Genomic DNA, 13,145 nt, shown 5'->3' with positions numbered 1-13,145 from the left:
TTATTTATTCCTCAACTTTCATAAAGACCATCTCTCCATACATACGTGCCACCCCTTGAACATATGAACTTTGACTATAATCAGGTGCCGAATAGCGGTCGAAGGCCATATAATCAGCTTTTGCACCACCTACTGCTTCGAATACCCCATCATCCTCAAATGTAAATCCAAACGGAGACTGTTGTACATTTGCCACAAAACCAAACATCAGACCTGCCTGATAACTAATATATGTAGGATAAAATCCCATGGCATAACAATATGTAGTACATCCCAAATAATATCCTGATATATAACCTACCTTTTGAGTCTTAAAGGACATAATTCCTTCACCTCTATCATAATCGAGCACTATATCACCAATTAGTCCCCTGAGAATATAACTCTTATTTTCTACATCCTCCATAATAGATATTGGTAATTCTTCGTCTGTCAAATTATTATCTTTATACATCTTGCAGGTAAGAGTATAATTACCTAGATAATCATTATATTTAATATATCCCTCCGGATAAATTCCTTTCATTTTAACGTTAGTTGCCCCCTCGTCAGTACAAGTAAAAAGCTCGGAGGAAGGGTCCCACACAAAATTTTGCACAGTTACTCCTGCCAGTGAAACTGGTTCCCGGAAACGAAAGCCATCGGTTGTAAAAAGGAAAGGAGATTGCTCTTGTACAATGTTACCACCATCATTATAGGCTATAACAAAAGTATAATTACTTCGCTGCGTCATACCAACTAAATTTCCATCAACCAACAACTGATATTGTATAAAGAAAGCATTCTCTTCTACGTCATTCACAGAGTTTATATATGCCTCCCAGTTCAAATCATCCGGAAGCGCATACATTACTATCGTATTTCCATACTTTTTGCCCTGCATTACAATTTTCTCGGCTGAAGCTTCCTTTATAATAAACTCGTAATCTCCTTGCAGGTTGGCATTGGGGTTGGAACCGCCGCCTTGTGGCTTAGCATATGCATGAATAAAAGCATTATAAGTGTCGAATGTTAGCATTGTAGCTTCCTCCGATACAACCTTATAAAGAGATGAAATAGTCTCATCGCCTTCGTATCCTTGAGATGCCATTGTAACTCGCTGACCATCAAACTTGCACAGAAGAGTTATGCCTCCCAAAGCATAGTCCTGACCTATGTAATATTCCATTCTCCAACCATTAGATGCCGATTCTAATAGCTCACTATATTGCTTCACTTCCTCTGTTGCACGGTTCGCTGAAGAATCATCAAAATAATCCTCTTCCTGGAAAAGACAGGATTGCAAACCAAAGCATACAAGAGCCATCAACAAATAAATCATTATATTCTTTTTCATAATCTTCCTGTTTTATTCAATAGTACTTAAATCCAGCTCCGGAATTTCTTGCTGACGCCTTAACACAATCTCACGCAAATCATCTAAATTAATACCCCAAGTTTCAAGCATATAATTGTATACAATAGTAAACTTCTGATTAATAATAGCCGCTCCGGCAGTTCCGGCAACCTTCAGCATATTATCCCAGTAAGCCTGATCGTGAGTAACATACATGGCGATATTCTCTACAAAATCTTCTCTTGCCTCACTCATCGCATATGCCGTCACAAATCCTTCCGGCCATGCATCCGCATCCTCTCGCAAATATGAATTTCCATTTTCAGCAACATAGAAATACCAGTCGGAACCAACATATTTTCCTTCGGTAATGCGATCAAACGATGGGTCATAATTACGCTTCTGATGCAGGATATGTGCAAATTCATGGTGCATCGTCTTAAAGTAATACTCATTCAAAACTTCGATATCGACATTCTCAAAGTCCAGACTGTTCACTTCGTACAATGTTATCTTCTTTCCTCCCTCGGCAGTACCCAACACCTTCGTACCACTGCTATCATAAGCCGGAGAACCTATCAAGTGAAAAGTTTTTGGCACATAAGACCGAAGAAAAGCCGGTCCGGCAAGTTCAGTATATGCCTCCATCCATACATGCTTGATAATCTTGGCCAAGGCAACCGATTTATCGTAATCCGCCGGTACCAGATTATATTTATGATCACTTTCAATATCCTGCATACGATACTTAAAATCAACGTTATACGGATATGTATAATTAGCAAGCAACCATTCATCAAAACCATTATGTTCCACTGGTTCTGTCGAAAAAATACTATGCTTAGTGTCAATATCATCACCATTATTACAGGCTCCCCAAAGAATGGGCAAAACAGCCGTTAGTATATAAATATAATATTTCTTCATATTATTTCCTCCTTTTAATTTTCAGTACGTGGATTGGGTTGCATTCCTGCCAGAACTACACTCTTAGGAATTTGCATAGCACGTCTTGCGTCATTTACCGGCATTTCATCTGTTACGACTATATTGTTATTAGCAATAGAACGGCGATAGATAACAATTCCATAACGTTTAATATCCGGCCAGCGCAGACCTTCATGCAAAGTAGCAATACGTCTCATATGCAGAATGCAGTGAATAAAGTTCTCCTGTATACCTGATTCAATAGTAAAATCAGGCTGAAGCTTTTTCTTGGGAGTCGGATTTTGTGTCGGATTGTAATAATCCATCTTATCATAATACTCATTTATCATCTCCGGAGTTAAAGTTTGCTTATTAGAAGTATATGCTTTCTCCCATGTAGTAAGATCTGCAGCAGCCATTGGATAGTTCTTTTTCAGCGTATAAGCCTCAGCCCTGCAAAGCAAAGTCTCGTCTGTAGAGAAAATCACAGGCATATAATACAGGTAGTCACCAGCATAATAACCGCCCTTTCTCAACATACTGCATTCATAGCCCGATGTTGTAAAAGGCTGCATATACATGCGGTCAGGGATACCCCATAATCCGGAAGAACGTGATGTTTCGTAAGAAGCAATTAACTTATTATGTAGATAACGTTTTCCTGTCATGTAATTACTCAGAATAATACCCCAGTTAGATACGGTACTACCTATCAACAAGTTAGCCTTACTTGTAGAAGCAATATATGCGTCGGGCTGTACATTATCATTAGCAGAGAGTTTTCCCAACGCTTCCCAATCCCGTAATTCGGCAGCAGGATCACTTCCCAACACACGATCTGCATATTTTATCACCTCATCACAATTAGAAAAGTCAGGCTTCATATAATAAAGATAGAAACGTGCAGCAAAAGCATATGCAGCTTTCCTTGTGAAATGATATTTCGGCACAGAATAACTATCATCGGAAATAAGAGCCATACCATCTAATAAGTCCTTCTCAATCTTCTCATAAGTCTCCTGCAAAGTACCCCGCCCGTATTGTGGTTGCACAGTTGTTTCAACTTTAGTCATATAAGGAATACCTAATTCCTGTGATGCATGAGTATTATAAGCATTACAAAAAATATTTGCTAATACAAAATGATTGTACGCCCGACAAACAAGAGCCTCTCCTCGCTGCGGCATCAACGATTCCGGATTTCCCCGTTTCTCAATCTCTTCCAAAGCCATGTTAGCAGAAGCAATAGCTATATAATGGGTTTCCCAAAGATTTGTAGGCGTATCCTGATATTCTTCCTGGGTATCTTTCCAGTTATAGCACTCTTCCTCAGATAACTTATAATAAGAATATCTGGCACTGTTATCGTCGGTATTATCACTATAAAGTTCAAACAGTTCATTCGCAGATCCTTCCGGATAAGCAGAAACAAGCATTTTAGCTATTTTTTGCTCAGAATTCAGCTCCGTCCGGTTATCTGGTAATTCGTCAAGAAAATCATTACAAGAGCTACCGACAATAGCAAGCGTTGCGATGAACAATGGAATATATAATTGATTTCGTCTCATCTTTAATCTTTTTTTTATTATTAAAATCATTCTCTTACAATCCTAAACGCAGAGTTAATGTAAACTGACGTGGCACCGGTGAAGCTACACCACCAGTATTAAAGAATTCAGGATCTTGACCATTCAATTTCTTATCTGCATAAATAAGGAATAAATTAGTTGCCTGTAACTTCAAAGAAAGATTGGAAATCTTCGCAGCAGAAATCCAGCTCTTAGGAAACTCATAAGAAAGTGAGATTTCTTTCATACGGATAAAATCACCTTTTGCAATTCGCTCTGTAGAATAATTGTAAGCATTGTAAGCTTTATACAATGTTCGGTTTGCTTCATATTGCGGATTACTCAAGATTGCAGGAATATTAGTCTTTGCCTCATCCCCAGAAAGCGTCCAACGATTCTTGAATTCACGAGGCATAGCACTCAAATCGGAATATTTATAATTAAAATATGGATTCAAACGAACAACATTACCAAATGAATAAGTCATGAATACATTGAGTTTAAACCCTTTATATGCAAAAACGTTACCGAAACTACCAGTTATTGTAGGATCTGTCGGACCTTCATATTTCAAATAATCTAACTTCTCACGTTCCTGGAAATTAATATCAGTCGATGTTATATTTCCATTGATATCGAACATAGGAATACCTTTTTCATCCAAACCTGCAAAAGGAATGGAGAAAAGCCCGCGCACAGGATATCCTTCACGTGCAAATCCATTTCCCGAAACAAGTTCCATCATACGAGTACGTCCTCGCAAATCAGTAACTTCATTCTTAGCATGAGAAAAAATAAAATCAGAATTCCATGAGAAGTCTTTCGTTTTAATATTGCTGGTTGAAAGGGTAAATTCAATACCATGTGACTTCATTGTAGCTACATTGGCATATTTATAAATAGTACCTCCCACTCCTTGTGTTGGAATCAACCCAATCAGGTCATAGTTATTGCGCGTGTACCAGTCAGCTGAAAGATTAATGCGATTATTAATAAAACCTACATCCACTCCTATATTCAATTCATGCTTCTTTTCATACGTTAATTCACTATTTTCCAAATCCACTATATGAAGACCCGTTTCTTGAATATCAGTGAAAGGACGATAAGGTGAATAACTCTTAATAATAGCTTGTGAATTTGTTACATCAGCCGGACCACGATCAGCTGTCAATGAGTAAGATGCCTTAAATGTCAAATTTGAAAGCGTTGGTTGAAGTGATTGGAAGAATTTCTCTTCATGAACATTCCACGCTGCAGAAAGATTCCACGTTGGCAGCCAACGAGCAGAACGGCTACGCCCCATTCTATTAGTTCCTTCATAGCGGAAAGTACCATTCAGCGTATAACGTCCGTCATACGAATAAGTAGCATTTGCAAATGTAGCTACACTCCGATATCTAGTATGCCCCATAGAATAATACTTTTCTCCAGTCTCAATACCTTTCTTAAAATACTGATAAACATATGATGGAATCTCACCCATAGAATATTGCATACCCCATCCTTGGAATGAAGAGTTAGAGCGTTGAAGATCATTTACTTCCATTCCTGCAAAAAGATTAGTTATATGCTTTTCTGCAAATAGATGATTCCAGGATACAGTACCACGGAAATCCAGTCCCAACATCTTACGATCTTGACGCTGATAAATACCTCCTTCAGGGAGAATCGAAATAGGTAATGCATATGGGTTATCTGGATTCTTATACAACCAGTCGTTTTCATCACGAATAGTAGCATCGTCCAATCCCGTACGATAAGCAATTGCTTGATTAGAATCATCCATTATATTATGTTCTTGTGATGATGATTGATAACGCACAGCACCCAGCGCACTGACTTCCAGACCCTGCAACACCTTCCATTTCAACTCCCCCTGGAACTTTACATCAACAACATTCAACTCAATAAAATTATTGTCCAATTCACGGAGAATATTAAATGGAGCATAATTAGCCACATAATCTGTATTAGGGTCTAATGTACGCGAAGTATTCAGTGCGTATGAATAGGGGTTGATATCAAAATCACGTGTAACCTGACCTGCCGCAACGTCCAATGATGAGTTCATGGTACCTGGTGCATTCTGTTTACGGTAAGAAGCACTTGATATCAAATTTATGCTTAGGTTCTTTAAGATATTATAAGTCGTATTCAAATTGGCTGTATAACGTTTCACTTCACTCTGCTTATACCATCCCGGATCAAGCATGGCACTCAATGACGCATAAAAAGATGATTTATCAGAACCTGAAGTAATACTTACAGAGTGATTCTGTGAAATATTATTTGAGAATAATACATCAAACCAGTCGGTATTACGCATTTCGGCTTCGGTCAAATAAGCATTACGTGCTTCTAAAGTATTCATCAGCCCAAATTGACCATTCGTTTCATTAAACTGGTCGATCAGTTTATACATACGTCCGTACACACCTGAATTCTTTGCACGAAATAAATCAGCACTATTCAACCAACCTTTTTGCTCCAATTCTTTATATATTCCCATTTGCTCCTGAGAATTCATAATATTGAACTCTTTGTATGAGGGCACCATACGCGTAGTAAACTCACCCGTATAATTAATTTTGCTGACTCCGGCTTTACCTTTCTTTGTAGTAACAACGATTACACCTGCCATTGCACGTGCACCATAGATTGAGGTTGCTGAACCGTCTTTCAAAATCTGAAAGCTCTCAATATCATCGGAATTTAAACCAGCAATAGCCGAACTAATCAGAGTTTCAGCATCACCTGAAGATAAATCATCAGGTCCCACATCAATAGCATCTTCCATAATAACTCCATCCACCACCCATAATGGTTTGGAGCTACCATAAATGGAAGTAGCACCACGTACACGAATTTTAGGAGCAGTACCAAACGTACCGGATACGTTCTGGACTGACACACCCGCAGCACGGCCTTCAAGTCCACGGCTAATATCAGGGAGACCATCCAATTTTACATTATCAGCTGTTAATTGTTGAGTTGCACCAGTAAAAAGGCGTTTGTCCATTTTTTGCATGCCGGTTACCACTACTTCCTCCAGAACTTCTGCATCTGGTTTCATCAGAATTCTTATCGTTCCTGCTTCTATGGGGACCTCCTGAGTTTTCAATCCGATATAGCTAATCTTCAAAGTTCTAGCAGAACTTATTTTATTTCTCTTTTTTACTTAACACATAATCGTATCATATTCTCCTATACCTATTTCATACTAATATTATATCTAATATAATTTTATATTATTCAAGGCTTAGTTAAAGATAAAAAGGAGTGTTTAGATGACATAATGATTATTTAAACAAGGCTAAATTTGCATATACTGACAGAAATATGACATTATGATAGTTTGATGATATGTATTTGTTTTCATAACTATCATAATGTATTTGCAATAGTTTTCAAATTTATTTTGAATAATTGTTTTGTATTTATAAATATGTGCTTATATTTGCAAAATAGCACTAAGCGAAAATAAGCGACTTACTAATTCTTATAATAATAAAGAGTGTTTATGAAAAGAAAATTAATGCTGTTATTGCCTGCTTGCTGCAAGCATAGTCTAGTGATTGCCAAACACCTAAAAAGTGACAGTGTCGTCATTTCTGAGGAAGATGATCAGCTGTTGTGGAGCATCCGTATTAGTGAAAGGTACAACGATGGAACAGTCACGATATCGATGGTAAGTAATAAACGATGTACAAGTTCTGCTAGAACTTTGAAAATTAGCTACATTGGAATGAAAACTCAGGAGATTCCTATCAAAACAGGAACAATAAGAATTCTGATGAAACCAGATGCAGAAGTTCTGGAGGAAGTAGTGGTAACCGGTATGCAAAAAATGGACAAGCGCCTTTTCACGGGAGCTGCAACAAAACTTGATGCAGAAGGCGTAAAACTTAATGGTATGGCAGATATCAGCCGTGGTCTTGAAGGCCGTGCTGCGGGTGTGTCAGTCCAGAATGTATCCGGTACATTTGGTACAGCTCCCAAAATCCGCGTTCGCGGTGCTACCTCCATTTATGGTAGCTCCAAACCATTATGGGTAGTGGATGGAGTTATTATGGAAGACGCTGTAGAAGTCAGCGCTGATCAACTATCTTCAGGCGATGCTGAAACTCTGATTAGTTCGGCTATTGCCGGTCTGAACGCAGATGATATTGAAAGCTTTCAGATTTTGAAAGACGGCTCAGCAACCTCAATCTATGGCGCACGTGCAATGGCAGGTGTAATCGTTGTTACTACAAAGAAAGGTAAAGCCGGAGTCAGTAGAATAAGCTATACCGGTGAATTTACTACCCGTTTAGTACCAAGCTACAATGACTTTAACATCATGAACTCGCAAGATCAGATGGGAGTATACAAAGAAATGCAACAGAAAGGCTGGTTAAATTTCGCTGAAACCTCCCGAACTGCAGAAAGTGGTGTATACGGAAAGATGTATCAGTTAATTAACACATACGATCCTACTACCGGACAATATGCGTTATTAAATACTGACGAAGCTAAAAATGCCTATCTACGTGAAGCTGAAATGAGAAATACCGATTGGTTTGACACACTTTTCTCTCCCAGTCTAAGTCAGAATCATTCTGTAAGTCTTAGCTCTGGTACAGAAAAGTCATCGTTCTATGCTTCTTTAAGTGCTATGCACGATCCGGGATGGTACAAGCAAAGTGGAGTTGATCGCTATACAGCCAACTTAAATATGAATCATAATATCTTAAAGAACCTAAGCATAAACTTGATATCAAGTGCTTCTTATCGTAAGCAAAAAGCACCGGGAACTTTAGGACAAGACATTGACCTAGTAAACGGTCAGGTAAAACGTGAATTTGACATCAACCCCTATTCATATGCATTGAATACTTCACGTACATTAGACCCAAACACTTATTACACCAGCAACTATGCTGATTTCAACATTCTGAACGAATTGGACAACAATTACATGGAACTGAACATTGCAGATTTAAAGTTCCAAGGCGAGTTGAAATGGAAACCAATTACCGGATTAGAGCTAAGCGCTTTGGGAGCCGTGAAGTATCAATCAACTTCACAGGAGCACAACATTAAAGACCAGTCAAACCAGGCATCGGCTTATCGTGCAGGTCTAGATGACAAGACAATTATGGACCGCAATCCATTTCTTTATAAAAACCCAGATAATCCATATGCACTACCGATCTCTATCTTACCGGAAGGTGGTATTTATCAACGTAGAGACTATAAGATGCTAGGTTACGACTTCCGAGCTACAGCTAGTTGGAACCACGTATTTAATGATATACATATCACTAACTTCTTTGCAGGAACAGAAATCAACTCTACAGACCGATCAAAGAATTACTATCAAGGATGGGGTATGCAATACTCAATGGGCGAAATACCCTACTATGTATATGAATTCTTCAAAAAAGGTATCGAAGACGGCAATAATTACTACTCATTGAGTCAGACCCGTAGCCGTAGTGCCGCCTTCTTCGCCAATGCTACCTACTCTTATAAAGGTCGTTATACTGTGAATGGAACAGCCCGCTACGAAGGTACCAACCGTATGGGTAAGAGCCGCTCGGCACGTTGGTTACCTACATGGAACGTATCAGGAGCATGGAATGCCCATGAAGAAAAATTCTTCAGCAATTTAACTTCTGTTCTTTCACACTTTACACTGAAAGCATCTTATTCGTTAACAGCCGACCGCGGTCCGGCAGACGTAACAAACTCACAGGCTATTATAACCAGCTATAGTCCTTATCGACCATTTACTTCTATCCAGGAGTCCGGATTGTATATTAAGGAACTAGAAAATAGCGAATTAACTTATGAAAAGAAGCACGAGTTGAATATTGGTGCCGACATGGGCTTCTTGAATAACCGCATTAATTTAGCTGTAGACTGGTACAAACGTAACAACTACGATTTGATTGGTATCGTTAATACACAAGGCGCAGGTGGACAGATCCTGAAGTATGCAAATATCGCTTCAATGAAATCACATGGTATTGAATTCACTTTATCAACCAAGAATATTAAAACAAAAGATTTCAACTGGAACACCGACTTTATATTCTCTAATGCAAAAAATGAAGTCACTGATTTGAAACAAAATGCGAATGTGATGGAGCTTATTTCCGGTAATGGATTCGCTAAACAAGGCTATCCGGTTCGTGGGCTATTCTCTATCCCATTTGTAGGTCTTGACAAAGATGGTATTCCAGTCATTATAAATGAAAAGGGCGAAGCGACTAGTACCGATATAAATTTCCAGGAACGCCAAAATACCGGTTTCCTGAAGTATGAAGGTCCGACTGATCCTACCATTACAGGTAGTTTGGGTAATATGTTCTCATACAAAGGTTTCCGTTTGAATTTATTTATCACTTATTCATTTGGAAATGTTATCCGTTTAAATCCCGTATTCAAAGCATATTATTCGGATCTAACGGCAATGACTCGTGAATTTAAAAATCGATGGACACTCCCCGGAGACGAAGCAAAGACTAATGTTCCTGCTATTTTGAGCAAACGTATGTACGACAGCAATGAAGACTTGAAGTATGCCTACAATGCTTACAATTATTCAACAGAACGCATTGCAAAGGGGGATTTTATCCGTCTGAAAGAAATCTCACTGGCTTATGACTTCCCCAAAGCATGGATCAACCCATTGAAGTTAACAGACCTCTCGCTGAAAGTCCAAGCCACCAACCTTTTCTTAATCTATGCGGATGATAAGCTAAATGGTCAGGACCCGGAATTCTTTAATGCAGGTGGTGTTGCCTCACCGGTTCCCCGCCAATTTACTATTACTTTAAGACTGGGGTTATAATTTAAAATAAGAACGAATATGAAGAAATACATAATAATGGCCAGTGTGGCCGCGCTCGCAATAGGGCTCTCATCGTGTTCTAATTTCTTAGATGAGCTTCCCGACAATCGTACCGAGCTGAATGAAAACAATGTTGGCAAAATATTACTTTCCGCCTATCCTACTACAGCAATCTGTGAGATGGGAGAAATGTCATCAGACAATACTGATGCTTATCCGAATCGCTTTTCTTCTTTCAACCGTTTGCAAGAAGATCTCTATAAGTGGGCAGACTCTGCAGAACAAGATCAGGACTCTCCCCATGCACTTTGGGAATCTTGCTATATGGCAATCTCTGCCTGCAACGAGGTTTTGAAAGTGATTGAAGACGCAGGAAATCCAGCTTCTCTTAGCGCTGAAAAGGGAGAAGCCCTAGTATGTCGCGCCTATGCTCATTTTTTACTTGCCAATATATTTTGTAACGCTTATAGCAGCCAAGCAAGTTCAGACTTGGGTATCCCCTACATGAAAACGATAGAGACAACCGTAAGCCCTGATTATCAACGCGGAACTCTAGAGGAGGTATACCAAAATATTGAGAAAGATCTATTGGAAGGTCTAGATCTGGTTACTGATATTTATGCAGTCCCCAAATATCACTTTACAAAGAAAGCAGCTCAAGCTTTTGCTGCACGCTTTTACTTGTACTATGTAAAATCGGATAAATCAAATTACACCAAGGTGATCGATTACGCAACAAAAGTATTAGGAAGCAATCCAGCCACCTCTGTACGCGACTGGAAATCTTTGGGTGCACTAGACATAAATGGCAGTGTTCAGCCAAATGCTTATGTAGATGCAACGAATGGCGCTAACTTATTATTGGTCAGTGCAGGTTCTTATTGGGGATATGTTCATGCACCTTATGGACTAGGCGAAAGATACGCCCATGGACCGAAAGTAGGCAATGAGACATGCAATTCTGTTGGTCCTTGGGGAAGTGACTATTATATGGGTGTTTGGAGTAACTCAAGTGCACTGCCGACCAAAATCGTTGTTATGAAAATAACTCAATATAAAGAAGTAGTTGACGCAGTAGCCGGAACAATCAACGGACACATGATCAATGCAGCATTTACTACGGATGAAACATTACTCTGCCGTGCAGAAGCTTATGCAATGAAAGAAATGTATCCACAGGCAATTGCTGATTTAAATATATGGCGAGAAGCATACACACGTTCTACTACCCCGCTTACCACAGAATCTATAAACGATTTCTACGGAAACATGGAATATTACACTCCTACTGAATCTACAGTTAAGAAAAAATTGAATCCCGACTTTACTATAACAAATGAAACACAGGAAAATGTAATTCACTGCATACTTCATGCACGACGTTTAACAACTTTACATGAAGGGTTACGCTGGCAGGATATTAAACGCTACGGTATTACTATCTATCGTCGTTTAATGAATGATAATGGTACTATTACCGTCACAGATAAGCTGGAACCCAATGATCCTCGTCGAGCAATACAGATACCGAGCGATGTTATTTCAGCCGGATTAAAACCAAACCCTAGAACTAAATAAAAATCGATAAGTTATGAAAAAATATATAATATATACATTGATCGTTACTATAGCCGTTTTTTTAGGCTCATGTAATAAAGATGATATTGATACCAAACGCAGTATATTTGATCCTAGTGAAGTTTATGAGCCCAACGAGTTTGACAAATGGCTACTTGACAACTATGTTTACACTTATAATATCCAGGTGAAATATCGTCTGGATGACAATGAAACGGATGTAGAATATCATCTGGTTCCAGCCAAGTATGACAACGCAATTACATTGGCTAAGATTGTAAAATTTGTATGGATGGAAGCTTATGACGAAATATGGGGAATTGACATGACCCGTACGTATGTCCCTAAACTACTCCAATTCATTGGAAATGTTGCTTATACCGAGTCAGGTATGATCCTCGGACAAGCCGAAGGAGGAATGAAAGTAACCCTGTTTCGTGTAAATGAAATAGATAAAAACAATCTCAGTGTAGCTCAATTAAATGAGTACTATTTCAAGACAATGCATCATGAATTTACACATATTCTTAATCAGAAAAAAGCCTATGATACATCATACGATCGTATATCGGAATCCGACTACGTAGGTTCAAGCTGGTATAGGGTATCTGAGTCGGTTGCTCTGCAAAAAGGATTTATCTCTCCTTATGCAATGGACCGTGCTACGGAAGATTTTGCGGAGATGGTTGCTATTTATGTCACCAATGACGCTAGTACTTGGGAAGATATGCTAGCAAGTGCCGGCACAACAGGAAGACCGATCATAGAAAAGAAATTTGAGATTGTATTTGATTACATGCTCAATTCCTGGGGACTTGATTTAGACAAATTGCGCGAAATTGTTTTGCGCCGGCAAAGTGAAATTACCGAATTAGATTTAAGTACGCTTTAATAA

The 13,145-nt window shown here is 38.8% G+C and carries 7 protein-coding genes; 3 read left to right on the top strand and 4 right to left on the bottom strand.

What is annotated here, in order from left to right:
- Window positions 1-4 precede the first annotated feature (4 nt).
- Genes ACHLI0_RS13785 through ACHLI0_RS13770 form a run of 4 tightly spaced genes read right to left on the bottom strand, consistent with a single transcriptional unit; the run spans window position 5 to window position 6,994 of the window.
- The gene (locus tag ACHLI0_RS13785; protein ID WP_225700618.1) at window positions 5-1,336 is read right to left on the bottom strand and encodes a DUF4302 domain-containing protein; all 1,332 of its coding nucleotides are present in this window, start codon (window positions 1,334-1,336) and stop codon (window positions 5-7) included.
- Between the two features lie 12 nt (window positions 1,337-1,348).
- Window positions 1,349-2,263: a zinc-binding metallopeptidase gene (locus ACHLI0_RS13780; RefSeq protein WP_022471740.1), complete on the bottom strand. Its 915-nt coding sequence runs from the start codon at window positions 2,261-2,263 to the stop codon at window positions 1,349-1,351.
- Window positions 2,264-2,277: 14 nt separating this feature from the next.
- Window positions 2,278-3,831 (bottom strand): RagB/SusD family nutrient uptake outer membrane protein, encoded by a 1,554-nt coding sequence (locus ACHLI0_RS13775; RefSeq protein WP_008762850.1) that lies wholly within the window; start codon window positions 3,829-3,831, stop codon window positions 2,278-2,280.
- Between the two features lie 34 nt (window positions 3,832-3,865).
- Window positions 3,866-6,994, bottom strand: a complete 3,129-nt coding sequence (locus tag ACHLI0_RS13770; RefSeq protein ID WP_490749586.1) for a SusC/RagA family TonB-linked outer membrane protein — start codon at window positions 6,992-6,994, stop codon at window positions 3,866-3,868.
- A 525-nt stretch (window positions 6,995-7,519) separates the two neighbouring features.
- Between ACHLI0_RS13770 and ACHLI0_RS13765 the strand changes: the two genes are divergently transcribed.
- From ACHLI0_RS13765 to ACHLI0_RS13755, 3 genes are read left to right on the top strand one after another with little or no spacing between them, the layout of a single operon-like run.
- Window positions 7,520-10,672, top strand: a complete 3,153-nt coding sequence (locus tag ACHLI0_RS13765) for a SusC/RagA family TonB-linked outer membrane protein (RefSeq protein WP_490749585.1) — start codon at window positions 7,520-7,522, stop codon at window positions 10,670-10,672.
- Window positions 10,673-10,690: 18 nt separating this feature from the next.
- Window positions 10,691-12,250: a RagB/SusD family nutrient uptake outer membrane protein gene (locus tag ACHLI0_RS13760; RefSeq protein ID WP_055219167.1), complete on the top strand. Its 1,560-nt coding sequence runs from the start codon at window positions 10,691-10,693 to the stop codon at window positions 12,248-12,250.
- Between the two features lie 13 nt (window positions 12,251-12,263).
- Window positions 12,264-13,142, top strand: coding sequence for a zinc-binding metallopeptidase (locus tag ACHLI0_RS13755; protein ID WP_490749394.1), 879 nt, complete (start codon window positions 12,264-12,266; stop codon window positions 13,140-13,142).
- The last annotated feature ends 3 nt before the right edge of the window (window positions 13,143-13,145 follow it).

The organism is Bacteroides sp. RCH18 (assembly GCF_058231005.1).
Note: the sequence above shows the minus strand (reverse complement) of the source record. Positions and strands in the feature narration are given on the sequence as shown.

Bases quoted from the DNA above. Each gene is read 5' to 3' on its own strand.
- ACHLI0_RS13775 (WP_008762850.1), bottom strand. From the start codon at position 3,831: ATGAGACGAAATCAATTATATATTCCATTGTTCATCGCAACGCTTGCT.
- ACHLI0_RS13785 (WP_225700618.1), bottom strand. From the start codon at position 1,336: ATGAAAAAGAATATAATGATTTATTTGTTGATGGCTCTTGTATGCTTT.
- ACHLI0_RS13755 (WP_490749394.1), top strand. From the start codon at position 12,264: ATGAAAAAATATATAATATATACATTGATCGTTACTATAGCCGTTTTT.
- ACHLI0_RS13760 (WP_055219167.1), top strand. From the start codon at position 10,691: ATGAAGAAATACATAATAATGGCCAGTGTGGCCGCGCTCGCAATAGGG.
- ACHLI0_RS13780 (WP_022471740.1), bottom strand. From the start codon at position 2,263: ATGAAGAAATATTATATTTATATACTAACGGCTGTTTTGCCCATTCTT.
- ACHLI0_RS13765 (WP_490749585.1), top strand. From the start codon at position 7,520: ATGGTAAGTAATAAACGATGTACAAGTTCTGCTAGAACTTTGAAAATT.